The 24920-nt window shown below is 42.3% G+C and carries 25 protein-coding genes, 1 other RNA gene, 1 riboswitch and 1 other annotated feature; of the genes, 21 read left to right on the top strand and 5 right to left on the bottom strand.

The genetic code is table 11. From position 1 onward, the window contains the following. Positions 1–145, bottom strand: a 145-nt coding sequence (locus tag G541_RS09245) for a helix-turn-helix domain-containing protein (protein ID WP_035162759.1), incomplete at its 3' end; no start/stop codon positions are given. A 384-nt stretch (positions 146–529) separates the two neighbouring features. Between G541_RS09245 and G541_RS10515 the strand changes: the two genes are divergently transcribed. Further along, complete coding sequence (locus G541_RS10515; protein WP_169439833.1) at positions 530–697, top strand: hypothetical protein; 168 nt, start codon at positions 530–532, stop codon at positions 695–697. Positions 698–1161: 464 nt separating this feature from the next. Beyond that, positions 1162–1308 carry a major head protein gene (locus tag G541_RS10370; protein WP_009553722.1) on the top strand — a complete coding sequence of 49 codons (147 nt, stop codon included), beginning with the start codon at positions 1162–1164 and terminating at the stop codon, positions 1306–1308. Positions 1309–1427: 119 nt separating this feature from the next. Here G541_RS10370 and ssrS read toward each other — a convergent pair. The 3 genes from ssrS to rpsD all read right to left on the bottom strand — a co-directional run bounded on the left by ssrS (position 1428) and on the right by rpsD (position 3627). After that, positions 1428–1623, bottom strand: a non-coding RNA gene (gene ssrS / locus G541_RS10120) — 6S RNA. A 35-nt stretch (positions 1624–1658) separates the two neighbouring features. After that, positions 1659–2948: a replication-associated recombination protein A gene (locus G541_RS0102665; protein WP_027826416.1), complete on the bottom strand. Its 1290-nt coding sequence runs from the start codon at positions 2946–2948 to the stop codon at positions 1659–1661. A 73-nt stretch (positions 2949–3021) separates the two neighbouring features. Then, positions 3022–3627, bottom strand: coding sequence for a 30S ribosomal protein S4 (gene rpsD, locus G541_RS0102660; protein ID WP_009553719.1), 606 nt, complete (start codon positions 3625–3627; stop codon positions 3022–3024). Between the two features lie 326 nt (positions 3628–3953). Between rpsD and ezrA the strand changes: the two genes are divergently transcribed. The 17 genes from ezrA to thiT all read left to right on the top strand — a co-directional run bounded on the left by ezrA (position 3954) and on the right by thiT (position 22831). After that, the gene (gene ezrA / locus G541_RS0102655) at positions 3954–5660 is read left to right on the top strand and encodes a septation ring formation regulator EzrA (RefSeq protein ID WP_027826415.1); all 1707 of its coding nucleotides are present in this window, start codon (positions 3954–3956) and stop codon (positions 5658–5660) included. 205 nt (positions 5661–5865) lie between these two features. After that, complete coding sequence (locus tag G541_RS0102650) at positions 5866–7017, top strand: cysteine desulfurase family protein (protein WP_027826414.1); 1152 nt, start codon at positions 5866–5868, stop codon at positions 7015–7017. A gap of 23 nt (positions 7018–7040) precedes the next feature. After that, complete coding sequence (gene thiI, locus G541_RS0102645; RefSeq protein ID WP_027826413.1) at positions 7041–8258, top strand: tRNA uracil 4-sulfurtransferase ThiI; 1218 nt, start codon at positions 7041–7043, stop codon at positions 8256–8258. 38 nt (positions 8259–8296) lie between these two features. Continuing rightward, positions 8297–8503 (top strand) — a binding site (T-box leader). 52 nt (positions 8504–8555) lie between these two features. After that, the gene (locus G541_RS0102640) at positions 8556–11216 is read left to right on the top strand and encodes a valine--tRNA ligase (protein WP_027826412.1); all 2661 of its coding nucleotides are present in this window, start codon (positions 8556–8558) and stop codon (positions 11214–11216) included. 453 nt (positions 11217–11669) lie between these two features. Next, positions 11670–12092, top strand: coding sequence for a hypothetical protein (locus tag G541_RS09240; RefSeq protein ID WP_051174539.1), 423 nt, complete (start codon positions 11670–11672; stop codon positions 12090–12092). Positions 12093–12197: 105 nt separating this feature from the next. Further along, positions 12198–13502: a bifunctional folylpolyglutamate synthase/dihydrofolate synthase gene (locus G541_RS0102625; protein ID WP_155824456.1), complete on the top strand. Its 1305-nt coding sequence runs from the start codon at positions 12198–12200 to the stop codon at positions 13500–13502. Then, positions 13492–14148, top strand: a complete 657-nt coding sequence (locus tag G541_RS0102620; protein WP_009553697.1) for an HAD family hydrolase — start codon at positions 13492–13494, stop codon at positions 14146–14148. The genes G541_RS0102625 and G541_RS0102620 overlap by 11 nt, the downstream gene beginning before the upstream one ends. Positions 14149–14194: 46 nt before the next feature. Beyond that, complete coding sequence (gene radC, locus G541_RS0102615; protein ID WP_051174538.1) at positions 14195–14881, top strand: RadC family protein; 687 nt, start codon at positions 14195–14197, stop codon at positions 14879–14881. A gap of 264 nt (positions 14882–15145) precedes the next feature. Next, on the top strand, positions 15146–15361 hold the full coding sequence (locus G541_RS0102610) for a cold-shock protein (protein WP_009553693.1): 216 nt from the start codon (positions 15146–15148) through the stop codon (positions 15359–15361). A 127-nt stretch (positions 15362–15488) separates the two neighbouring features. Further along, positions 15489–16493 (top strand): rod shape-determining protein, encoded by a 1005-nt coding sequence (locus tag G541_RS0102605; protein ID WP_009553691.1) that lies wholly within the window; start codon positions 15489–15491, stop codon positions 16491–16493. A gap of 95 nt (positions 16494–16588) precedes the next feature. Next, positions 16589–17440 (top strand): rod shape-determining protein MreC, encoded by an 852-nt coding sequence (mreC, locus tag G541_RS0102600; protein ID WP_009553689.1) that lies wholly within the window; start codon positions 16589–16591, stop codon positions 17438–17440. 8 nt (positions 17441–17448) lie between these two features. Further along, entirely contained in the window at positions 17449–17958 is a 510-nt protein-coding gene (gene mreD / locus G541_RS0102595) for a rod shape-determining protein MreD (RefSeq protein ID WP_027826408.1), read from the top strand. Positions 17959–17973: 15 nt separating this feature from the next. Beyond that, complete coding sequence (locus G541_RS0102590; RefSeq protein ID WP_027826407.1) at positions 17974–18639, top strand: septum site-determining protein MinC; 666 nt, start codon at positions 17974–17976, stop codon at positions 18637–18639. A gap of 2 nt (positions 18640–18641) precedes the next feature. Next, positions 18642–19448, top strand: a complete 807-nt coding sequence (gene minD / locus G541_RS0102585; protein WP_009553682.1) for a septum site-determining protein MinD — start codon at positions 18642–18644, stop codon at positions 19446–19448. Between the two features lie 209 nt (positions 19449–19657). Further along, complete coding sequence (cls, locus tag G541_RS0102580) at positions 19658–21127, top strand: cardiolipin synthase (protein WP_027826406.1); 1470 nt, start codon at positions 19658–19660, stop codon at positions 21125–21127. Between the two features lie 21 nt (positions 21128–21148). After that, the gene (locus G541_RS0102575; RefSeq protein ID WP_027826405.1) at positions 21149–22081 is read left to right on the top strand and encodes an alpha/beta hydrolase; all 933 of its coding nucleotides are present in this window, start codon (positions 21149–21151) and stop codon (positions 22079–22081) included. A 31-nt stretch (positions 22082–22112) separates the two neighbouring features. Beyond that, positions 22113–22210, top strand: a riboswitch (TPP riboswitch). 60 nt (positions 22211–22270) lie between these two features. After that, positions 22271–22831: an energy-coupled thiamine transporter ThiT gene (gene thiT / locus G541_RS0102570; protein WP_027826404.1), complete on the top strand. Its 561-nt coding sequence runs from the start codon at positions 22271–22273 to the stop codon at positions 22829–22831. A 62-nt stretch (positions 22832–22893) separates the two neighbouring features. On the opposite strand, the gene G541_RS10115 is transcribed toward thiT, so the two are convergent. After that, entirely contained in the window at positions 22894–23010 is a 117-nt protein-coding gene (locus G541_RS10115) for a DUF4044 domain-containing protein (RefSeq protein ID WP_100222919.1), read from the bottom strand. 401 nt (positions 23011–23411) lie between these two features. On the opposite strand from G541_RS10115, the gene G541_RS10585 reads away from it, so the two are divergent. Next, positions 23412–24182 carry a hypothetical protein gene (locus G541_RS10585; RefSeq protein WP_235806340.1) on the top strand — a complete coding sequence of 257 codons (771 nt, stop codon included), beginning with the start codon at positions 23412–23414 and terminating at the stop codon, positions 24180–24182. A 325-nt stretch (positions 24183–24507) separates the two neighbouring features. Further along, entirely contained in the window at positions 24508–24720 is a 213-nt protein-coding gene (locus G541_RS0102550; RefSeq protein WP_027826402.1) for a hypothetical protein, read from the top strand. Positions 24721–24920: the final 200 nt, after the last annotated feature.

The raw sequence follows: 24920 nt of genomic DNA, 5'->3' as shown, positions 1-24920 counted from the left end.
ATTCACCCTTTAACCGGTGAATTTCATTAAAGATAGTAGTCTTACTAAAGCCCAGGTAATCAGCGATATATCGAAGAGATCGCTTTTCATGACGAAGCGTTTCGATGACAATTCGGTCTTCAAATGATAAGATAGTGGTGCCCATAAAGGTCCTTCTTTCTAATGGAATGTTGTAACGACACCATTAAAGACCTTTATGGGTTTTTCTGTCCACTAAAATGTTCAACTTAAATTTTACAATCTGCCTTATAAAAAAGCTGTTGACATGAGAAAGACCAAAAAATCATGATGGTGGAATTAAGATTGATTGATAACAACGATAAATATGTGGAATATTCAATTCACGACCATGATATAGAGCATAAGTTTGTATCTGTAATGCGGGTATATAAGAGAAATTTGCGTTATATAATTAATGGCAAAGAACTTAAAATTAGTAACAAGTTCGAAGCTCATGCATATAGGCAAATAAAGAAAATGATTGAGAGTAATTCATTCCCTAGAGTGTTTTACTATGGATGGGGATAGCATGGATAACAAGGTTCCAGTACATGTAAAAGGTGTAGAATACGCCGCCAATGCAGAAAATTCTAAAATGCATGTAACACTCAATGTAGATATTTTTGCGAAGCCAGCATTTTATAACATGAACTTAGTAGAGAGGCTGGGACGCAAAGTGAATGGGATTAAATCATAATATTTCGACCTGAGCATGTCGTTAAACTGCTTATTTTTTATGCAGTCAAACCCGTGGCACGGACCACGAAAAATAAACACGATAGGAGCGATTTCTCATGAAACGAGAGTTTTTGAAGGAACAGGGACTAAGCGATGAACAGATTAAAGCAGTTATGACGGAGCCACGCAATAGCAAGGCTGTAAGCGCCTTGTTAGATTGGACAAGGTATCTTTAAGTGACAATGGCTTAGAAGGCTTAGATGACAGTTAACAGCGCTTAAAGAGAGCGATAGTTACCTGTTTAATGTCAAGAACGAACCCCAACTAACTAAAAGCCCGGTAAATGTTGTTTCCGGCCAACCAAAAGGCGAGGGAACACCAACGATTAACCTTGCGATCGCTTCTTATCAAGAGATTAAGCAGTTCAAGGATAATCATCCGGACGAATACCAAGCACTAACTAAAGATTAGGAGGAAGTTAGCATGGCAAATTTACAAATACAATTAGCACAAATGATTGATCCGGAAGTTATGGCAACCATGTTGAATGCCCAACTCCCTAAACAAATTCGTTTTAGTTCCATTGCCCCTGTTGATCCTACTTTGCCAGGGCAAGCGACTATGGTTTAGCAGTTTTACCAGGTGCAATGCGGCGACTTTCGTCTAGACTTGTAGTTATTTTCCACGTTATCAGGTGTCATAGTGAATAAAAAAGAGGCTGATGAGAAAACAGAGTTTTCTCTCAGCCTCGCGGCTCCGATTGTGCCGTTAATCATCTTTGTAGTTGAACCCGCTCTCAAAGCAGGAAGGCCCACGTAGCCTGGTTTGTAGTTTCCTAACGATAATAATGGTTAGGCATACTAGCTGCCAGTCATTGTGAACAAAAAGTAAAAAGTGTTCGGTCAACCATACATTTATAAGATAACGCGTACACTTCAGATACCATCGTTATCCTAGCATAAATAGTATTAATTGGCAATTCAGTTGCTAGTATCTGATTGCTCTTGCGCGTGTTTAATTTTGGTATAGCGCTCTTTGAGGGCTGTTTCATACCGCCCAATTCCTTTAGGGCGGAAATAACTCTTGTGGATAAGGTTATCCGGGAGGTATTGTTGCTTGACCCAATCATTAGGATAATCATGCGGATATAGGTAGTTAACCCCACGTCCTAGTTTGTGGGCTCCTGTGTAGTGGGCGTCACGTAAATGGTCAGGAATAGGACCCGCAGCCCCATTATTAACGTCAGTCAAAGCTGCATCGATGGCACAAATAGCTGAATTTGACTTAGAAGAAAGACACAAGTCAATTACTGCAGTAGCCAGGGGAATCCGGGCTTCGGGAAAGCCAATTCTTTCGGCGGCTTGAACCGCTTGAACAGTGCGTGCTGCTGCTTGGGGATTAGCAAGTCCAATATCTTCATAGGCAATTGTGATTAGACGCCGAGCAATTGCTGGAAGGTCACCGGCAGCGATCAAGCGGGCTAAATAGTGAAGAGCGGCGTCAGTATCCGACCCCCGAATAGACTTTTGAAAAGCAGAGATCACATCATAATGCGCATCGCCGTCACTATCTGCCGTTAGGACCCTCTTTTGGAGGCATTCTTGGGCTACAGTCTGATCCACGTTAATCACGCCTGATTCGTCTGCGGGTGTGGATGTAACAGCCAACTCTAAAGCATTGAGGGCGCTGCGCAGGTCCCCGTTAGTAGCTTGCGCAAAGAAGTCCTTGGCAGATGCGGAGAGATTGACTTGATAATTGCCTAATCCGCGCTCTTTATCAGTCAGGGCCCGCTCAAGGCCAGTGACAATATCGTTAGGCGAAAGGGGCTTTACTTCAAAGATTTGGGTTCGGCTCCTAATGGCCGGATTGATTGCAATATAGGGATTTTCAGTGGTAGCACCAACGAGAATGATTTTTCCGTCTTCCAAGTGGGGGAGCAAGTAGTCCTGCTTGGGTTTGGTTAAGCGGTGGATTTCGTCCAAAAGTAGTACAACTTTTCCCGTTAATTGGGCCTCTGCCACCACTTGCTCTAGTTTTTTCTTAGCATCAGTAGCGGCATTGACTTTGCGAAGGGCATAATTAGCCGACCCGGCAATAGCAGCTGCAATACTTGTTTTACCGGTCCCAGGTGGGCCATATAGAATCATTGACGATAGACGTTGAGCTTGTACCATGCGCCAAATAATCTTTCCCGGGGCAATCAAATGTTGCTGACCGATCACTTCAGAAAGATCCTTGGGACGCATGCGAAAGGCAAGGGGATAACTCATAGCAACTCCTCCTTAAAAAACTAAAAAAACAACCTCCACCTGGAGGTTGTTAAGATTAACAAACGGTAAATTATTACAGCTTGTTGTAGTATTCAACGATAAGAGCTTCTTCGATATTTGCATCGAGTTCGTCACGTTCAGGTAAACGAACGAGAGAACCTTCCATCTTGTTATCGTCAAATGTTACGTATGCTGGACGACCAACAACTGCTTCTAAAGCATCCTTAACGATTTGTAAGTTCTTTGAACGTTCACGTAAAGAAATAACTTGACCAGGTTGTACTTCGTATGAAGGAATATCAACCCGCTTGCCGTCAACAGTAATGTGACCGTGGTTAACTAATTGCCGTGCTTGACGACGAGTAGTAGCTAAACCTAAACGGTAAACCACGTTGTCAAGACGTTGTTCAAGTAAGATCATGAAGTTATCACCGTGCTTACCAGTACGGATCTTGCCGGCCTTAACGAATAAGTTAGCGAATTGACGTTCAGTTAAACCGTAAATCATACGTAACTTTTGCTTTTCACGTAATTGCAAACCATATTCAGATAACTTACGACGAGCATTGCCGTGTTGACCTGGAGCATATGGGCGACGAGCTAATTCCTTACCTGTACCGGAAAGGGAGATACCCAAACGACGAGAAACTTTCCAACTTGGACCTGTATAACGAGACATAAAAAAATCCTCCAATAATTTATTTGGAGTAAAATAACGTTGTAACCTTAGTATTCGTGCAGTTTTTTTTGGATTTTCGCTCTTGCAGCCGAAGAGTTACTCACAGAACCGTTTATGGCAAAAAACTGTTGACGTTCTTACCGGTTACTGCTGCATTATTTTACACAAAGAGTAACATACCAGATTTAAGGGCAAAAGGCAAGGAAAATGGCACAGAAAGATAGGAGATATAATGGAAGTGCTTCCGTATTAGTGCTGTTTCTATGAGTTCGGTATGATATAATTATTAATGTTTATATGTTATGTGTAAAGGACGGGATCAAGTTATGGTTGCTTTTTTCGTGGTAGTGGTGCTCGCTGCGGTGGGGATCTACTTAGGAATATTATATTTACAAAAGAAATATACGAAATTGGTGGCAGAAAAGCACGCTGCAGTGCTAGAGCTGACAGATACTGAATTGAGTGATGATTTTAATAATTTAAAGCGGCTCAATTTGACAGGGGACAGTCTGACACAATTCAACAAGATTGACAAATCATATCGGTACTTGATGAACCGCCAATTGCCGGAAATATCTGAAAATTTAAATACGGCTAGTCAACACATTGCAGCTTATCAATTAATCGCTGCGAAAAAGAATCTTGGTCAAGTTGACCAGAGTTTGGCTGATGCGGATGAACAGTTTGCTGCTATTAAAAAAGAACTTGTAGATATTCAAAAGAATACGGAAGATCAGCAACGTTTGATTTTAACCCTCAAGAAGAAGTATCAAGCAATCCGCAAACAGTTATTGGCAAAGAATTTCTCTTATGGTCCTGTAATTGATAAATTAGAAGAAAACTTGGCCAATTTAGAAGATGAATTCGAACAGTATTCCAAGCTAACGGCGAGTGGCGATTTCGTTAAATCGGAAAAACCAATGAAGCAATTGGAAAAGAATACCAGTGAAATGGAAGCTTGTTTGGAGAGCATTCCGCCTTTATATAACAATCTTAAGACTGTATTTCCACAGCAGTTGGATGAGTTAGCTGCTGGTTACCAAAAGATGACAGCTGAGCATTACGGTTTTACTTCTAATGTGGAACAGATGTTGGCTGATATCCAAAAAGATTGTAAAGAAAACATGACCAACTTGACCCAATTGCAGATTAAAGAAGCAGAGGCGACTGACAAGCGGATCGCAGATATGATTGACCGGCTGTATGAGCTGATGTCTAAAGAATACACTGCTCAAATTAAAGTTCAAAATCGGGCTGAGGAATTACAACGGTTTATTACTCATGCAGAACAACATCAAAAAGATTTATTGGCTGATTTGGAACGGTTACAACAAAATTACGAACTGAACAATAACGAATTAGAAAATGCCCACCGGTTGGGACGAGAAATTCGGCAAATTCAGCAGCAGTTTAGTGCATATCGGGATCGGGATGAAGAAGAAAACGTGGTCTATACTGAGGTTTTAGCCCAACATGAACAAATGTTTTCATCGCTAGAACGGATTGAGAGTGAACAAAAGAAAATTCAAACTAGCGTGGCAGGATTATGGAAAGAAGAAAAAGAAGCCCAAGATGCAGTGGCCGAATTTGATGTTGAAATTCACAAGTTACGTCGTGCCATTGAACGCTTGAACCTGCCCGGAGTTTCAGCTGAGTATACGGACTATTTCCTGTATGTTAGTGACGAAATCGTTGCCCTGGATAACAGTCTCAACGAGCAGCGAATTAATATGGAAGAAATTACCAAAGCAATGCTAAATACCCAGTCAGATCTGGATGTTTTAAAGAGTAAAACCGAAGACATTATTGACAGTTCAGTTTTGGTCGAACGGTTAATGCAATACTCTAACCGGTATAAAAATAGGTATCCTGAAGTCGATGCGGCCTACCAAGAAGCATTGCGGTTGTTCAATCAAGAATATGACTATGTTGGAGCCTTAGATGCAATTTCACATGCCGTTGATAAAGTAGAGCCAGGGGTATTTAAGCGTTTATCGGACGAATATCAACGTCAAGTTGCTGATCGGCGCTAGACAAAAATAGTAGGTTTATTAGTAGAGGTTACTGTGGAAGTAACCTCTTTTTTGGTACCTAGTTTACGAATTAGTAAGAATCCTTTTGTTAGCAAACCTTTAGGTGAACTGAATTTGCTTGTTTCAGGGGGTAAATAGTTGAGAATGGCTTGATAATGTAGTAAAGTGATGAAATGACTAATAACTAGATAAGAAGGATAAGATAATGATTTACTTTGACAACAGTGCTACAACCAAAGTCGCACCAGAAGTCTTAACGACATATACGAAGGTGAGTCAACAGATTTGGGGGAATCCTTCTTCCCTGCATAAGTTAGGGGAAGTAGCCTATGGCTTACTAGAACAATCACGTAAGCAGATTGCAACTTTACTGGGCGTTGCACCCCATGAGATTTTCTTCACGAGTGGTGGGACTGAAGGCGATAATTGGATTATTAAAGGAACTGCCCTGGAAAAACAATACTATGGCAAGCATATTATTACGACTAGTATTGAGCACCCAGCAGTGTTGAATTCGATGGCGCAGCTGGAAAAATTAGGCTTTGAAGTAACCTACCTTCCGGTTGATAAGAACGGGCGGATTGATCCGCAGGATGTTGCGCAGGCAATCCGGCCGGATACGATTCTTGTATCAATGATGGCAGTCAATAACGAAGTAGGAACAGTTGAACCGATCAATGAAGTGGCGCGGATATTACGGGATTATCCCCGGATTCATTTCCATTTGGATGCCGTCCAAGCAATCGGTAAGGGGATTGAAAACCTATTAACTAATAACCGCGTTGATATGTTGACTTTTTCAGGCCATAAGTTCCATGCTCCCCGGGGTATTGGTTTTATCTACAAAAAAACGGGGCGGACGTTAGCACCATTGATGAGTGGTGGAGGCCAAGAAAAAGGCATGCGGAGTGGGACGGAAAACTTACCTGCTATTGCAGGCATGGCGAAAGCTTTGCGCTTGCTTTTGACTGATGAGGAAGCTAAAGTTACCCAACAACGCGCTATCCGGCAACGGATTTACGACCATGTTGTCCAAAAAGAAAAGGTGACGGTCTTCTCCCCAATGGATGAGAAGATTTCGGCGCCCCATATTCTTTGCTTTGCCATTAAAGGGGTCCGGGGCGAGACCATCGTTCATGCCTTTGAAGACCAGGATATTTTCATCTCTACGACGAGTGCATGTTCCTCCAAGAAGCACATGGTTTCAGGGACCTTGCACAACATGGGGATCGATGAAAAAATTGCTACTTCAGCTGTGCGTATTTCACTAGATGAACACAATACTATGGCCGAAGCAGAAGAGTTTATTAAAGTTTTTGATACACTGTACGAAAAATTTAAAGCAATTAACTCATAAAATTGTCCGAAAGGGGATCAGGAATGCAATATACTGAGATTATGGTTCGCTATGGCGAATTATCGACAAAAGGAAAGAACCGCCGTAGTTTTATCGACCGGTTGGGGACCAATGTACGCCATACTTTGCACGACTTTAAAAAATTAGATATCAAAGCTAACCGGGACCGGATGCATATCCAGTTAAACGGCGAAGATTCAGATAAAGTTATCAGTCGTTTGCGGGATGTCTTTGGTATTCAAAACTTCTCACCTTCAATCAAAGTAGAACGGGAACTAGATAAGGTTCAAGCTACCGCAGTGGCGCTCATTAAAGAAATGTTCCATCCAGGAATGACTTTCAAGGTTAATACGCGGCGGTCAGATCATGATTTTAAGTATGATACTAACGAGTTGAATGATCTGATTGGGAGTTATGTTTTGGAAAACATTCCTGGGATCAAGGTGAAAATGAAGGATCCGGATGTTACTTTGCGAGTTGAAGTTCGGACCAACGGGATTTTCTTGAGCCACGAAAAAATCAAGGGTGCTGGTGGTATGCCAGTCGGAACCGCTGGAAAAGGGATGATGATGCTTTCTGGGGGGATTGATTCACCGGTTGCTAGTTATTTAGCATTGAAGCGTGGGGTCGATATTGAAATGGTTCACTTCTTTAGTCCTCCATACACAAGTGAACAGGCTTTGAATAAGGCCAAGGAATTAACAGCACGGTTAGCCAAGTATTCTGGCCGGATCAAATTTATCCAAGTGCCATTCACTGAAATCCAAGAGACAGTCAAGCATGATGTACCATCTGGTTACCTGATGACTGTGCAACGGCGGTTCATGTTACAGTTGACGGCTGCTTTGGCACAAAAGCGGGACGGACTGGCTATTTTCAATGGTGAAGCTTTGGGACAAGTGGCATCACAGACAATGGAAAGTATGGCCGCTATCAATGAAGTAACCACGATGCCAGTAATTCGCCCAGTTGTTTCAATGGACAAAACAGAAATTATTGACATCGCACAAAAGATCGATACTTTCGACCTTTCAATTATGCCATTTGAAGATTGCTGTACAATTTTTGCACCGCCATCGCCAAAGACAAAGCCCCGGATTGATAAGGCTAAGGAATATGAGGAACGGCTTGACGTAGATGGGCTCATGGAGCGGGCCTTAGCTGGAATTAAGATTACTGAAATCAAGGTAGGGGATGAATTCCTCAACCAAAACGAACAGGCTTTTGCAGAATTGCTATAAACACCTTGACGCTCTATGGGTAAAACGCTAAAATACCTCTATAAGCGCTGAGCAAGAGGACTAATAGTGGTGCTTTTTAGAGAGAAGCTGGTTGGTGTAAAGCTTCAAGAACGCTGTTAGTTGTAGCTTGTGAGCTGTCTACCTGAACGACGAGAGTAAGGTAGACCGGTTTACGTCCGTTAACTAGTATTTGAGAGGGGTTAAAGGCCCAAATTAGGTGGTACCACGGCACTGTCGTCCTATGCTTGGACGATGGTGCTTTTTTAGTGCCCGCTATTAAAGAAAGGAAGGATGCAGATGACACGAGAAATCGCAATGTCAACTAAATATGATCCCAAACAGGTTGAACCTGGTCGTTATGAAACGTGGGTAAAAAAGGGATTTTTCAAACCAAATAACAACAAGAAAGCTAAGCCATATTCAATTGTTATTCCACCACCAAATGTTACTGGGAAGTTACACTTAGGCCATGCGTGGGATACAACCTTGCAAGATATGCTGATCCGGCAAAAGCGGATGCAAGGGTATGATACTTTATGGTTACCAGGGATGGACCATGCTGGGATCGCCACACAAGCTAAAGTGGAAGCACGGTTAGCTGAACAAGGGATTTCCCGTTATGACTTAGGACGGGAGAAGTTTGTTGACAAAGTATGGGAATGGAAGGATGAATACGCTGATATTATCCACCAACAATGGGCCAAGCTTGGTCTGTCTTTAGACTATGATCGGGAACGCTTCACTTTGGACGAAGGTTTGAACAAAGCGGTACGGAAAGTCTTTGTTAGTTTATATGAAAAAGGTCTGATCTACCGGGGCGAATACATCATTAACTGGGATCCTAAAGCCCGTACTGCTTTATCCGACATTGAAGTTATTCATAAGGATGACAAAGGTGCATTCTACCACGTCAAATATCCATTTACTGATGGGACAACCTTTGATGGCAAGGACTATATTGAAATTGCAACTACCCGTCCTGAAACAATGATGGGGGATGTGGCTGTTGCGGTTAATCCGAGCGATGAACGCTATAAGGATTTAGTTGGTAAAGAAGTAATTCTGCCTCTGCAAGGACGCCACATTCCAATCATTGCTGACCAATATGTTGATCCTGAATTTGGGACTGGGATGGTGAAAATTACTCCTGCCCACGACCCTAACGACTTCCAAGTCGGAAACCGCCATAATCTGGAACGGATCAATACGATGAATGAAGATGCAACTATGAATGCCAACGCGGGTAAGTATGAAGGCATGGACCGGTTTGAAGCCCGGAAGGCAATCGTTGCTGACTTAGAGGACCAAGGGTACATGTTGCGGGTAGAACCAATCGTGCACTCAGTAGGGCACTCCGAACGGACCGGGGTTCAAGTGGAAGCACGGTTATCAACGCAATGGTTTGTTAAGATGAAACCATTGGCAGAAATGGCATTAAAGAACCAAGAAACTGAAGATAAAGTTCACTTCCAACCAAGTCGCTTTGAGCACATATTTACCCAATGGATGGAAAATGTTCATGATTGGGTTATTTCACGGCAATTATGGTGGGGTCACCAAATTCCAGCCTGGTACCACAAGAAAACTGGGGAAGTCTATGTAGGTATGGAAGCCCCAGCTGACAGTGAAAATTGGGAACAAGAAACAGATGTCCTCGATACATGGTTCTCCAGTGCTTTATGGCCATTCTCCACGATGGGCTGGCCTGATACTGACGCAGAAGATTTCAAGCGTTACTTCCCAACCAATACGCTGGTAACAGGCTATGATATTATCTTCTTCTGGGTTTCCCGGATGATTTTCCAAAGTCTGGAATTTACTGGTAAGCGTCCATTCAAAGATGTTCTGTTGCACGGTTTAATTCGGGATGAACAAGGACGTAAAATGAGTAAATCCTTGGGTAACGGGATTGATCCAATGGATGTTATTGACAAGTATGGTGCTGACGCATTGCGGTGGTTCTTGACTAACGGTTCAACTCCAGGCCAAGACATTCGCTTCTCATATACTAAGATGGATGCAGCTTGGAACTTCATCAACAAGATCTGGAATGCTAGTCGGTTTGTTATCATGAACCTCGATGACAATACTCAGCCTACTTTGCCACCACAAGCAGAATGGAAATTGGCTGATAAGTGGATCATTTCCCGTTTGAATGACACGATCAAGGATGTTAACTACTTCTTTGATAAGTTTGAATTTGGGGAAACTGACCGGGCACTGTACAACTTCATCTGGAATGACTTCTGTGATTGGTACATTGAAATGGCTAAGGAAGACTTAAACGGTAATGATGCCCAGGCTAAGAAGAACACTCAACAAATCTTGTGCTATGTCTTGGACAAGATCTTACGCCTGCTCCACCCAATCATGCCATTTGTAACCGAAAAGATTTGGTTAACGATGCCTCATGAAGGTGAAACCCTTGTGACAGCAACTTATCCAACTGTTGACGAAGCAGTAATCGACCGCGATGCTGAAGAACAAATGGAAAACTTGATTGAATTAATCAAAGCGGTCCGGAACAACCGGGCGGAAGTTAATGCGCCAATGTCATCAGCTATTGATATTTTAATTAAGACGACTGCACCAGCCACTAAGGAAATTTTGGAAAGTAATCAAGAATACATCCAACGTTTCTGCCATCCAAAGAAGCTGGTTATCAGTCCAGAAGTAACAGCACCAACTTTAGCTATGACATCAGTGATTACCGGGGCAGAAGTATACTTGCCATTGGCTGACCTGATTGACTTAGACGAAGAAATTGCGCGGTTGCAAAAGGAAGTTACTAAGTTAGAGAGTGAAGTTGCCCGGGGCACTAAGAAGTTGAGCAATGAAAAATTTGTTGCTAATGCGCCCGAAGCAATTGTAGCTAAAGAAAAAGAAAAATTAGCCGGCTACCAAGAAAAATTAGCTGCTACTACCAAGCGGATTGCGGAATTGCAAGCAGCCAAGTAGTAGGGTAGCGTTTAAAATTTATTAACTAAGGCTTAATAAGAGCAGGAAATGTTGCAACATTTCCTGCTCTCTTTTTACAATAAATGGTAATTAGGTATATAAGATGATTTATATGGGGAATTATATTTTGGGGATGCTTTCGACACTACTGATCGAAGTGCTTGTTTTGGCTTACGTTAGCAAGCTCAGGTTTGATCTCGTACATATAATTGGTTTTATCCTCCTGATGATAATCTGTATCCCGCTTAAATTAAGCAACTTGGTGATGATTATCGGGGGTGTGTTAATTACCTACCACCAGGATAGGGGGAGAAAAAGCTGGCTGACGTATATACTTTTCGTGATGTACGCATTTACTACAACTTGGATTTTACTAGGATTAGGACGTACGGAGCTTATATTTTAGTCGCAACTGCGATAAGTTTTGTCATGCAGGTGGTTACCGGGCTTGTGATGGGAATGTATTTTACCATCGTTGATAAAGTCACTATTCCTAGCAGTGCCTACCTACCAGCAGTAGGCTACCTGTTACTCGGGGCGGTGGTGGCCACTCTGGTTAATGCCCTGATTATCTTGCCGATCCGGTCAGAAGTAACTTGCAGTCGAATTGAGGCCATCATTGGGGCAGGAGCTGGTTTTATTGTTGCAACCTATATACCTTTAGGGGCCTTATCGTCGCATATTCAGGCTTTAGTCAAAATCTTTCCTAGCAGCTATGAGGCTGCAGCTTTGCGGGGATTATTTTTGCAAGCAACTTTTGATGCTCATTTGAGTTCTGCGGTTCGCAACCACTTACAGACTTACCTGGGATTACATTTTGCTACTCATGGGTACGACCTAAGTGGGATCAGACTAGCATTACCATGGTGGGGATGATTGGTGTGGCGGTAATACTAGTTGTGGTATCATCTTATATAATTGGTAAAAGAGATTTAAGACGTTAAGAATTCTTTTAACCAAAAGATGGCGGAAGGTGAAATCATGAATTATCAGGAAGCGCTGACTTTTATCCATGGTCGTCCCCGGCTCAAAAAAACACCTACTTTGGCCCGGATGAGAGAATTGATGGCGCGTTTAGGCGATCCCCAGAAGACGTTGAAAATTATCCATGTTACTGGAACCAATGGTAAGGGATCGACAAGTGCTTATGTTGCACGGATGCTTCAAGCCTGTGGGTATAAGGTTGGCTTGTTTACCTCACCGTACATTGTGCGGTACAATGATCGTTTTACAATTAATCAAGCACCGATTTTGGATGTTGATTTAGCGGCTATTACAGGGAAAGTTGCTGCGCAAGTAAAAGTGATGGACCAACTGGGAAATAGTCCAACTGAATTTGAAATTACCACTGCTATCATGTTTATTTATTTTGCACAACAAAATGTAGACTATGCTGTTGTTGAAGGGGGAATCGGGGGGACCTATGATTCAACCAATATCATTGACCAGCCTGTAATGGCGGTGATTACAACGGTTGCCCTGGATCACATGCGGATCCTCGGTAACACATTAGAAGCAATCGCTGAGCAAAAAGCGGGAATTATTAAGGCCCAATGTCCCGTAGTAATTGGGCACCTGCCAGCTGCAGCTTTGGCAGTGGTGACCAAGCGAGCCCAGCAACTAGAAGCACCATTGTCCATTTATGGACGTGATTTTAGTGCCCAGGTAACCACACCACTGCATACTTGGGGAGAGCGATTTACCCTTAACCCAAACTTAGGGGATGTCGCTACTTGGAATATCCAGTTGGCAGGAGCATACCAGGTGACTAATGCGGCTATTGCCTTGCAGGTAATGCGTATTTTGGGGCAAAACGAGGTTGCCTGGAGTGGGCAAGATTTATATACTGGTTTGCAAGCAACAACCTGGCCGGGACGGTTTGAAAAAGTTCACGACCAGCCCGTAGTTGTTTTGGATGGGGCCCACAACCAAGCGGCAATGCACGAAATAAAAAAGCTTCTGGTGACCAAATTTCCTGGGCGAAAGGTACATGTCTTGGTAGCGATTTTAGCTGATAAGCAACCACTTAAAGTGCTGGAAGAATTGTTAGCCATTCCTGATATTGAGATCACAGTTACGAGTTTTGCTGGGCCACGTCCTTTGGCCAACTTGCAGGTAATCAAAGACCACATTCCGCAAGTTCATGTTGAACCTGTTTGGCAGACGGCGTTACAGTCTTTGTTTGCACGGTTAGGGGGAAATGATATCCTGTTAGTGACGGGATCTTTGTATTTTATTGCGGATGTACGGAAAAAATTCATACATGGAGAGAGTAATGGAGACTAAGCTAGTAATTTTTGATATGGATGGAGTCGTGATTGATTCCGAAAACTTGTATTATACAGCCCTAGTTGAGCAGGCCCAAGCAATGGGTGTGCCTGGGATTACGCGGGAATACTACCGGCAGTTCATCGGTGGCGGAAACGAACGGATGGTAAAAATCATCGCCCATGACTACCACAGCGACCAGTTGGCCCATGACCTTGTCTGGGGGTCGATTGATCGGGTAGGTGATTTAGTTGACCAAGGGCACCTGGAACTCAAGCCGGGTTTTTTGACTTTGACTGACTACCTAATGGAACATAACATCCCCTTTGTGTTGGGATCAAGTAGTGAACTGAGTAACGTCAAACGCATGCTGGGTAAGCTGGGAGTTTATGAGCGGTTTGATGCCTTTATTACGGCTGATGATGTCCAGCAAGCCAAACCAGCGCCCGATATCTTTTTGAAAGCCTGGGAAATTGGCGGGCAGCCAGACCGGCAACAGACACTGATTATTGAAGACTCTGTGAATGGCATCAAGGCAGCTAATGCAGCGCAAATTCCTGTCATCATGGTGCCAGACGTTCTGCCCCCAACGCCAGCAACGCAGAAAGCAACTGTCGCAGTCCTGGATGACTTAGTTGCTGTGCGTGATTTTATCGCTAATTAGATCAAAAATCCTTCCTTTAACGTAGATAGTTAGGGGAGGGATTTTTTTGGCAATTACAAATCAGATTAATCGGGGCTATCTTCAAAGAAAAGTAAAAACACTGGGAATTGAATCATTGTCAGATCAAGAATTGTTAGTGTTGTTGCTTTTGCCTAAGCAAGATGTTAAACGGGCTAATCAAAGCGCCACAGCAATTATGACGGATGTTTGTTCCTTACGTGGGTTGGAAACATGTACACTGCACGAGTTACGCAACTGGTTACAGGAAGATTACTTACAGCTTGCTGCACCATTAGAGTTAAAGCGACGCTTATTAACAACACGAAAACTAACGTTAGGGCAAATGTGTTCTAGTAAGACGGCCGGACAATACCTGCTACCAAAGATGCAGAGCTTACAGCAGGAAGTTTTATTAGGATTGTATCTCAATACCAAAAACAAAATTATCGCAGAAAAAGAGATTTCACGCGGCACTATCAATTCTGCCAACGGGCATCCGCGCGAGATTATGCATTTGGCAGTAAAGTATGCAGCGGCCGGCTTCATTATCGCCCACAATCATCCTAGTGGGGATCCCACCCCATCACAAAGCGATATTCAGATGTCACAACGCTTGGCACAGTGTGGGCAACTGTTAGGGATCAACCTGATTGATCATTTGATTATTGGGGATGGAAAGTATCTTAGTTTACGGGAATATAATGTTCTGCCAGCTTTGAAGTATGCTGACTAGCAGGAGAGTATCGATTTGGCATGGGAGCAAATGATGACACCTAGCATTGATTTTGGTACTAGCTGATAAACTTGGTACCCAACGTCTTTTCCAAGCAAGTAAAAACACAGGATAAGTGGGTTTAAAAGATAGATCATATGAATGTTCGGGATCAACGGTAAAAACAACTGCAAATTAGATAAAACGCTACCAAAAAGTTGATATACCAACGTAAAAAATGGTGTGTTATAATTTGTTAGTAAAACATTATTTAAGGAGACGGCTATGTTAACGGGAACAGTTCACTTTTTTGATAGCGCTAAGGGCTATGGTTATATCACACCTGATTTACGGGGAGATGATATTTTTGTGCACTTTACTGGGATTAAAACCCCGGGCTTGCGGACGCTACAAGTGGGCGCTAAGGTCTCCTACGTGACAGTTGAGGGACGCCGTGGCAAACCGCAAGCTGTCAACGTTGTGGTCGAAGAACACTCCTAAATTATTTGTTAAGATTTACACTAAATTTGTTTTTGTAAGCCAAAAACGCGTATTCTAATACCTAATTATGACTTTAGGTAATAATATTCGTAAAAAAGCAATTGCTAATATGAAGGGATGAAAGATAGTGTTTGGAATTAGAAGTAATAACATCGGGATTGACTTAGGGACAGCCAATACGATTGTTTATGCTGAAGGTAAGGGTATTGTTTTACGGGAACCATCAGTTGTTGCCAAAAATACTAAGACAGGTGAAATCGTATCAGTTGGGTCTGAAGCCCGTGATATGATCGGTCGGACACCAGCTAGCATCGTAGCTATCCGCCCTATGAAGGACGGGGTTATTGCCGACTACGATACAACAGTGGCAATGATGAAGTACTACATTGAAAAAGCAATGGGTAAGCGGTCCAACAAGCCATATGTGATGGTTTGTGTCCCAAGTGGGGTTACCGAAGTTGAAAAGCGGGCCGTTATCGATGCGACTCGAGTGGCAGGAGCTCGTGATGCATATGTTATCGAAGAACCATTCGCAGCTGCTATCGGGGCTGGTTTGCCAGTTATGGATCCAACTGGGAGCATGGTTGTTGATATTGGTGGTGGGACCACTGATGTTGCTACTATTTCCTTAGGGGGGATTGTATCAAGCCGTTCCATTCGTTTGGCAGGGGACAAGCTGGATGATGCAATCATCTATTATGTACGTCAAAAGTACAACCTCTTGATTGGGGAAAGAACAGCAGAACAGCTCAAGATGGATATTGCTTCTGCATCTGTTGAAGCTGCTAAAGACCTGGATGATCAAACAATTCGGGGTCGGGACTTAGTTACTGGCTTGCCAAAGACGATCGAAATTCCAGCCGTTGATGTAGCGGAAGCTATCCAAGAAGTTATCCAGGAAATCATCACTGCTATCAAGGAAACACTTGAAGAAACATCTCCTGAAATTGCGGCCGATGTTATCGATCACGGGATTGTCTTGACTGGTGGGGGTGCACAGTTACGCCACTTACCAGAAGTTATTTCTGACGCTACTAAAGTGCCGGTGTTTGTTGCATCTGAACCACTGGACTGTGTAGCTATCGGGACTGGCGAATCACTCAAGAGCATTGACGTTATGAAAAAGAAATAAATTTTGACTAACAAAGTCGTATCAGATGGGGTGGAGGATGGTCAGACTGCCCAATAAGCAACTGGTACGGCTTTGTTATTTATTGGAGGATAAAAATGCAAAAGTATTTCTTGAATAAGAAGCTCGTGATCACCCTAGTGGGGTTAATCGTTAGTTTTTTACTGATTGCCTTCTCAATTATGGTGCGGAATAACCGCAATACCCCGACTTTTATTCAGAGTTTTGGCAATGATGCTGCTGGATTGGTCGACCGGGTGGTGGGCTATCCGGTTAAGGCAGTTAGGAGCGCCGGAGCAAGTACTGCGGACTTGTTGAACACATATCATGAGAATCAACAGCTCAAAAAGCAAGTGGATAGTGTGGCGGCAGAAAAGGCAACCAATGCAACTTTGCGTCAGGAAAATGCCGACCTCAAGAAACAACTGAAGTTAAATAAGAGTTTGACAGAATTTAGTAAGATTAATGCTTATACAATTTCACGGGCACCTTCAACTTGGCAAAACCAAATTGTCATCAGTAAGGGGTCTTTGGCTGGCGTGGTCAAAGGTTCTGCTGTACTCTCTGATCGAGGCTTGATTGGACGGGTGACTGAGGTCAATAAGTCCAACAGTAAGGTAGAGTTGCTTTCCACTAAGAACGACTCATCCAACCGTTTCCCCGTCCAGGTAGCTGCTAAGTCGGGAACTATTATCAATGGGTTGATCACAGATTTTGATGATGATACCAACCAATTAATCATGGGGCAAATCACTTCCAAAGATAAAGTGAAGAAAGGTACTAAAGTAGTAACTTCTGGACTAGGTGGGACAACACCTAAGGGCTTATTAGTTGGTACAGTAGCTAAGGTGAAAAATGGGGATGCCGGTTTACCAACAAAAATTTATATTGATCCAGCGGCAGATTTCTCTGATTTAAGTATGGTTACTGTGACATTGAGAAAGGATTGATCGGGGATATGCATAGTTCACGGATAAAGTACCTCTTTCCGCTCGGCTTGTTCATCGCCCTTTTTCTTGATGGAACAATCACCCAAGCATTTGCACCAGAGATGTTTACGCCAGCAGTTGCGATTGAAAGTCGCTTACTGCTTTTGTGGCTCATCATGGCAGTATGTTACAGTCAAGCAGAACACATTCTCTTGTGGGCAGGGATCGCCGGCTTTTTCTTTGACCTCTATTACACAGGGATCTTAGGAATCTTTGTAATCCTGTTGCCCTTGGTGGTTTATTTGACCCAAAAGACATATCAATTTTTCACAGGCTCTTTTATTGTGGTACTATTAATTTATCTAATTGATGTAACGTTATTGACTTTGCTTTTCTACCTTGTTAATTCTTTGATTGGATTTACAGATGCTGGTCTAACAACGTTCATTGCACGAACATTGGGGCCAACCTTGGCATATAACCTAGCAATGTTTGTTATCTTATTTATTCCACTTAAAAGTCTTTTCGAAAAAATGTGATAAGGAAGTGCCAGGATGCAAGCCGTAACATTAAAAGGTCATAAAGAAGGATTCGAAATCATTTTAGATTCACGGGTAAATTTTGCTGAAATTACCAGTGAATTGGAGAAGTTATTAAAAGAACTCCGGATGAATAATGCTAATCAAAAACAGACTGCATTTGACATTGCGACAGGGATGCGTCTTTTAACGGCAGAAGAAAAGAAAGAGATTGAGAAAATTGTTAGTCGGTTCGAAGGATTTTCCATTCACCGGATTACTGCGGATGTAATTCGGACCGATGTTGCTTTAGACTTGATGAACCAGCGTAGTACCCACCGTGTTGGGCGGGTGGTTCGCAATGGTCAGGTGGTCACGATCAAAGGCGATGTCTTGTTCTTTGGGAGTGTTCACCAGGGGGGCATCTTACAGGCGACAGGTAATATTTATGTTCTAGGTGAAGTACAAGGAATTGTTCATGCTGGTTATGAAGATAACACACGAGCAGTAATTGTCGGTGATTTAAATACTGCCCAACAAGTCCGGATCGGGGATGTAGTCACGATCGTGGCTGACCGCCCGGCGGACGAACCACTGGATAAAGTTGTTTATGTCAGTGATTTGCACAATCTTGAGTCAACCGATGTCCATACCTTGATGACTTTACGTCCTAAATTATTTGTGAAAGCAGGAGGTTTCTAAAGATGGGAAAAGCGATTGTTATTACTTCTGGGAAAGGTGGCGTTGGTAAAACAACGACCACAGCAAATCTTGGGACGGCCCTAGCCCTGTTAGGGAAAAAAGTTTGTTTAGTTGACTTAGATATTGGTTTGCGTAACCTGGATGTGATTTTGGGGTTAGATAACCGTATTATTTACAATATTGTTGACGTTGCTGAAGGGCGGGCCCGGTTACAACAGGCCTTGATCAAGGATAAACGGTTCAACGATAAGTTGTTTTTAATTGCGGCAGCTCAAAATACAGACAAGAGTTCTCTCCGTCCTGATCAGGCTAAAGCGATCGTTGACCAACTCAAAGAGGAATTTGACTACGTCTTATTAGATTGCCCAGCAGGGATTGAACAGGGCTTTATGAATGCAGTAGCTGGGGCCGATGAGGCGATTGTGGTTACTAACCCAGAAATTGCTTCGGTCCGGGATGCCGATCGGGTAGTTGGTCTTTTGGAACAACAAGATCTTGACCGGGCTCCGATGTTAGTGATCAACCGTATTAGAAGACATATGGTTAACGATGGACAAATGATGGATGTTGACGAAGTGACACGGCAATTATCTATTCAACTGATCGGAATTATTTTTGACGATGATCAGGTCATTTCCTCATCAAATGAAGGGCAACCAATTGTTTTAGATGAAAACAATATTGCTGGTAAAGGCTATCGGAACATTGCACGCCGTTTAGAAGGTGAAACGGTTCCGCTTTTGAACATAAAAGTTGAAGAAAACCAGGGATTCTTTAGTAAAATGTTCTCATGGTTTAAACGTTCTTAAAGGAGTAAAGAGGCTGGGAGAAAACAATACTGTTTTCTCACCAGCCTCAGTCTTTATTTACTAATGTTTCTCAGATAACGTGGAAAAATAACTGCAAGTCTAGTAGTTGCGGACGAATGATTGTGCTAATCATTGTCCTAGTTTAGCTTAATGGCTTGCTATAAAGGCTATTTTCCACTCGCTTTTTGTTGAGAAGGTAGGGAAAAACGATGCATAGTATGATAGGCTATATTCTCCTAGCGTTGCTTGTTATCAACACGGGCGGGGCAGTCGTAACTGTTTTTTGGGAGAAAAAAGATATTGCAGTAATCTGGGCATGGTTGCTGGTCTTAATTTTGCTACCTGGCGTAGGGTTCATCTTGTATTTGTTTGTTGGTAAAGGAATCAACAGTAGTAAAATTTTTGATTTAAAAGAACAAGAACGCTTAGGGATTAACCAGCTTGCAGAGCTCCAAAAGGAACAATGGGAAAAAAACCGGCTGATCTTTGCTGGAGAAAAAATATCTGCGGGTAATATGGAATTACCCCGCCTTTTTTTAGATATTGACCAAGCGATCCTGACAGAACACAACTATGTCGAAATCTTAACGGATGGGACAGAAAAATTTAAGGTCCTCTTAGACGATATTCGCCATGCGCAAAACCATGTCCACATTGAGTATTACACATTTTATAATGATCAAATTGGCAATCAGGTCCGCGCTGCCCTAGAAGAAGTGGCACGGCGCGGAGTAGAAGTCCGAGTGATATATGATAGTTTTGGATCACGGGGGACTACGCACCAATTTTTTAAGCGCCTGGAAGCACTAGGCGGACGGGCTGAACCGTTTTTTGGAACTAAGAAAGCCCCAATACATAGTCCCCGGCTCAACTACCGGGACCACAGAAAAATTGTGGTAATTGACGGGCGGATTGGTTATATCGGTGGGTTTAACATTGGTGATCAATATCTAGGGCGCAAGCCTAAATTTGGTTATTGGCGGGATACACACCTGCGGGTACAGGGAAATGCAGTCATTGCGTTACAGTCACGGTTTTTGATGGATTGGAATGCAACGGTAAAAAATACCCGCCATAACCAGCAAGTTAGTTATCAGGACCAATACTTCCCTCTGATCAGCAACGTTGGACACACCAGCATGCAGATTGTTTCTTCAGGTCCAGATAGTGAGAAAGAAGCGATTAAGCTTGGTTATTTCAAGATGATTAACAATGCCCGTAAATATATTTACATTCAAACGCCATATTTGATTCCCGATGATGCGATTATTGAAGCGTTGATGGTAGCCCAAATGTCAGGCGTTGAGGTGCGAATTATGATCCCGGCTTTTCCGGATCATCCGTTTGTTTACCGAGCAACTGAATATTATGCTAAGCACCTAACAGATTTAGGGATCAAAGTGTACAAGTATCACCACGGTTTTTTGCATGCAAAAACAGTGGTAGTAGACGACCAGGTGGCATCAGTGGGGTCGGCAAACTTGGACTTCCGGAGTTTTAAGCTGAACTTCGAAGCTAACGCCTTTTTATATGGGGAACAGTTTGCCCACCAATTGAAAACAATCTTTGAAAAAGATCAGGAACAAGCGGTGCTTTTAACCCCCGAATATTTTGCTAAACAGTCGTGGTGGCGTAAGTTTAAGCAGGAATTCTCACGGTTGCTATCACCGATCTTATAAACGCAGGATGTGAAAGAGATTATGATGAAAAACAAGCACAAACATAAACTAGTTTGGATAGGAACGTTCATTTTAGTTATTGGGGGCCTAGCAGGGGCGGCTAATTACCTTGTGGACTATGGGTTTGGGCGTGGCGAACCAGCGACTACGATGGCCAAGAAGAAAGCGCGACGCTTAACAGCTGACCAGCGCTGGCTCCGCCAGGTGCACAAGGAAACTTGGCAACAACAAGCAGTGGGAAAGGCGGTGACTTTGGTAGCGACTTACGTTCCCGCGGTACATAAAACTAATAAGACAGTCATCGTTGCCCATGGTTACCACGAAAATGCAAGTAGGATGGTAAGCTACATCCGGATGTTTCACGAAGCAGGCTACAACGTTTTAGCTCCAGATGATCGGGGATCCGGACGCAGTGGTGGTCATTATGTTACTTTCGGTTGGTTAGATCGCTTGGATTATGTTAAGTGGTGTCACCGGATTGTTCGGCACCAGGGGACTAAGGCAAGGATTGCGCTTTTTGGTGTCAGCATGGGGGCGGCCACGGTAATGATGACGAGTGGGGAAAAACTTCCCGCCCAAGTCAAGGCAGTGGTTGCTGACTGTGGCTATGCCAGTGTCCACGATGAATTGGCAACCCAACTTAAAGATCAATTCCACGTGCCCCAGGAGCCATTATTGACGCTTGCTCGGGGTGTTGCGCGGATTAAGGTTGGGTTTGACTTTAATGATGCCAGTGTTACCAAGCAACTGCACAAGAATCATTTACCAATTTTTATTATCCATGGGGAAAACGACCATTTTGTTCCCATTAAAATGGGGTATGAAAATTATGCTGCAGCCAATGCACCTAAGCAACTTTGGATTGTCAAAAATGCAGGGCATGCAATGGCATACTATGAACAGCCCCAGGAATACCGTAAACGGGTTTTAACTTTCCTTGAAAAATGGGTATAATAATATTTGTTCATGATAAAAGTGAATATCAAGCAAACACAGGGGGAGCGTTATGCTGAGAGTGAAGAAATTCTGACCCTTTGAACCTGATTCGTTAAGACGAGCGTAGGGATGTGGTGATGGACATTGCGGAATGTCTTTCTTTGTGTTGCTTAGGATTCATAAGCAAATAGCAAAGGAGGCATTATCATGACAGAAAAAACGAAAATTTTAGTTGAAGGCGCCCTATTTGCCGCGTTGGCAACCTTATTGTCGGTTGTTATTCCCAACGTGGAATGGGGCGACTTATCTTTAGGCCTAATTCCTCTGGTCCTATATAGTGTGCGGCGGGGAGTGCGCATGGGACTCTTAGCTGGTTTGTTATGGGGACTACTGATAATTGTTAGTGGGCATGCCTATATCCTCAATATCTGGCAAGGATTATTAGAATATCCGGTAGCCAACTTACTAGTTGGGTTGGCCGGACTCTATACGTCTGCCGTGCAACGCGCAATCCAGGCAGGCGAACGGAAAAAAGAACGAATATTGTTGCTAGCCGCAGTAGTAACAGCAGTTTTTCTTAAATACTTTGTTCACTTTATTGCTGGAATTATTTTCTGGGGTTCTTACGTTCAATGGGGCTTAGGACCAATTCTTTATTCGCTGGTTGTTAACGGCGGAAGTTTCATTTTGAATATTGTTGTGACTGGTGGCCTTCTCTTGGCAATGACTGCTAGAGATACAAGGTTGCTTCTGCCACAGAATAAATAACAAATAAAGAGCGGGGATAGTAGTGTTATTAGAAAACACGATCATCTCCGCTCTTTTTATAATTATAAGAATGGCTGGATTGCTACAACGACGACGCCCAAGATAGTAAAAATCAGCATCATCCAGACAGCAAACAGCGTGATTTTTTGGAATTTAGTTCTTTTCTTCTTTTTTGCCACTAGTTTCACCTTAAATTAGTTATTTACAATAACTATAGCTCAAAGCAGGGGGATTTTCAATTTTTCCCACTGGCTACCATTTAATCGCGCGATTTTATTTTTAAATTTCACCGCCAATTTCCTTTTTGCAAGTTAGACCCGGCATATTGGAATATATGGTGCAAAAGTGTGGTTTTGCAACTTAAAATGCGCATATTTTACGATAGGTCGGGTGGTAGCTTACAAAAGCGAGTGGTGCCGAGAAAATTATTTTGATTGTGTGCCAGTAAAAAAGATGATCGTGGTCAAAAAATTGCCCTATGGGATGAAGAAGTAGTCATTGTTATTGCGGAGCTTTGACTGCTTCAAGTATGATGAAAATAAAAAGAGTTGACATCCATGTATGATGGGAGGGACGAGTTATGAACCTAGAGAAATATTGGGGTAAGACTGTAAGAATAGTTGATATTAATGTTGAAGTATGGGAAGGAAAGGTCACCGGAATTGATTACGCTTTTAACTATGATGATATTGAATATGATGAACTTGAATTAAAAATTGGAAACAGGATTATTGTTTTTCCAGAAAATCATATCAAATCAATCGAGCTTATTAATCAGGGAGCAAAAAAGAACCTGGGTCCCCAAAAGAACCATTATTACATGTTGAATGATCTTCCTCACCGCGCCATGATTATCAAGGTAAATGAGTGGGGAAAAGAATTTTATTTCGATATTCCCAGTAAAAAGTGGAAACCCATCAAGATTATGATTAACTACCTTTGGCCATACTCGGACACTTTCAACATGTACGATGAGATGGAAGAAGCTGAAGCTCTGAAAATAGTGCAGTCGTTTATCAATGTGCCTTGGAGTTTTGAAGAAACAGATAAAGGGCGAAAGTGGCAAACGATGAGCTACTCGCAAGTAATCTTAAAAATGCTTGCAGATGGTGTTAATGGAAATGTGGAAAACTACTATAATTATTTTTCGGATTTGACAGCTAAGTTGGGTGAGGAAGAAGAGTTTGCAGAAGGCTGGCTACGAGAAAATGAAGAATTATATGATTTGATAAATGATGTAGAGTTGTTCTGTTTCTATGTTGAAGAAGACATCAGAGATAGAAAAATGTGCCAGGCCTTCTTGAAGCCATATTATGAGAAAGCAAAGAGAATTATGGAAAAATATTATTAAGTGGCAATCAACAAAATGATGACAAATTATAGCATTAAATGGTTATGTACTATGACAAAAACATTAAAGGTGACTTACCTCAGGGAAACTTGTGTAGCTTTTGATAAGGGAAAGACATATATTGCTACTAGTTATGATCCGATATTAAAGTGTATTTCCGTTATAGATGAAAGTCAGGAAGAGTATTTATATCCATTAGGTAGATTTAAAATTCATGGAGACTACAAAGAACTACCAATATCAATTAACGTATTTAGAGAATGAATTTCATAACCATATGATGATACTGAGCATAACGAACTTGATATGAAAATGGTGATGTACTATGGCAAAAACATTAAAGGTAACTTACCTCGGTGAAACATGTGTAGCTTTTGATAAAGGAAAAACATACATCGCAACATGTTATGATCCGAGATTAGACCGGATTGGTGTTATCGATGAAAGTGGAGAAGATTATATTTATTCTCCACGAGCATTCAAGATTCATGGAGATTATAAGCAGTTACCTAAAGTAGATTGCCGAGTTGAAAAATAATTAACAGCACTAGCCATAAAAAATGGCCAGTGCTATTTTTATACCCTAATTTAAGGAGGTGATGCGATTGATTCACTAATCTTTTAAAAGATTGAAAGGAGCAAAGTATGGCTAATCAAAAAACACTAGAAAATGCCACCAAAGATAAAGGAAGTACAGGCAATAAATGTTACTTGTAAAATTGTTTAAACCAGTTTAAT

Origin of the sequence: Ligilactobacillus saerimneri DSM 16049 (assembly GCF_000423265.1) — a bacterium.
In the GTDB taxonomy this organism is placed as follows: domain Bacteria; phylum Bacillota; class Bacilli; order Lactobacillales; family Lactobacillaceae; genus Ligilactobacillus; species Ligilactobacillus saerimneri.
Note: the sequence above shows the minus strand (reverse complement) of the source record. Positions and strands in the feature narration are given on the sequence as shown.

Bases quoted from the DNA above. Each gene is read 5' to 3' on its own strand.
- G541_RS0102650 (WP_027826414.1), top strand. From the start codon at position 5,866: ATGATTTACTTTGACAACAGTGCTACAACCAAAGTCGCACCAGAAGTC.
- cls (WP_027826406.1), top strand. From the start codon at position 19,658: ATGCATAGTATGATAGGCTATATTCTCCTAGCGTTGCTTGTTATCAAC.
- rpsD (WP_009553719.1), bottom strand. From the start codon at position 3,627: ATGTCTCGTTATACAGGTCCAAGTTGGAAAGTTTCTCGTCGTTTGGGT.
- mreD (WP_027826408.1), top strand. From the start codon at position 17,449: ATGCATAGTTCACGGATAAAGTACCTCTTTCCGCTCGGCTTGTTCATC.
- G541_RS0102620 (WP_009553697.1), top strand. From the start codon at position 13,492: ATGGAGACTAAGCTAGTAATTTTTGATATGGATGGAGTCGTGATTGAT.
- G541_RS0102610 (WP_009553693.1), top strand. From the start codon at position 15,146: ATGTTAACGGGAACAGTTCACTTTTTTGATAGCGCTAAGGGCTATGGT.
- G541_RS0102640 (WP_027826412.1), top strand. From the start codon at position 8,556: ATGACACGAGAAATCGCAATGTCAACTAAATATGATCCCAAACAGGTT.
- G541_RS0102590 (WP_027826407.1), top strand. From the start codon at position 17,974: ATGCAAGCCGTAACATTAAAAGGTCATAAAGAAGGATTCGAAATCATT.
- G541_RS09240 (WP_051174539.1), top strand. From the start codon at position 11,670: ATGGGAATGTATTTTACCATCGTTGATAAAGTCACTATTCCTAGCAGT.
- G541_RS10515 (WP_169439833.1), top strand. From the start codon at position 530: ATGGATAACAAGGTTCCAGTACATGTAAAAGGTGTAGAATACGCCGCC.
- thiT (WP_027826404.1), top strand. From the start codon at position 22,271: ATGACAGAAAAAACGAAAATTTTAGTTGAAGGCGCCCTATTTGCCGCG.
- G541_RS10370 (WP_009553722.1), top strand. From the start codon at position 1,162: ATGGCAAATTTACAAATACAATTAGCACAAATGATTGATCCGGAAGTT.
- ezrA (WP_027826415.1), top strand. From the start codon at position 3,954: ATGGTTGCTTTTTTCGTGGTAGTGGTGCTCGCTGCGGTGGGGATCTAC.
- G541_RS0102550 (WP_027826402.1), top strand. From the start codon at position 24,508: ATGGCAAAAACATTAAAGGTAACTTACCTCGGTGAAACATGTGTAGCT.
- G541_RS10585 (WP_235806340.1), top strand. From the start codon at position 23,412: ATGAACCTAGAGAAATATTGGGGTAAGACTGTAAGAATAGTTGATATT.
- minD (WP_009553682.1), top strand. From the start codon at position 18,642: ATGGGAAAAGCGATTGTTATTACTTCTGGGAAAGGTGGCGTTGGTAAA.
- mreC (WP_009553689.1), top strand. From the start codon at position 16,589: ATGCAAAAGTATTTCTTGAATAAGAAGCTCGTGATCACCCTAGTGGGG.
- G541_RS0102625 (WP_155824456.1), top strand. From the start codon at position 12,198: ATGAATTATCAGGAAGCGCTGACTTTTATCCATGGTCGTCCCCGGCTC.
- G541_RS0102665 (WP_027826416.1), bottom strand. From the start codon at position 2,948: ATGAGTTATCCCCTTGCCTTTCGCATGCGTCCCAAGGATCTTTCTGAA.
- thiI (WP_027826413.1), top strand. From the start codon at position 7,041: ATGCAATATACTGAGATTATGGTTCGCTATGGCGAATTATCGACAAAA.
- G541_RS0102575 (WP_027826405.1), top strand. From the start codon at position 21,149: ATGATGAAAAACAAGCACAAACATAAACTAGTTTGGATAGGAACGTTC.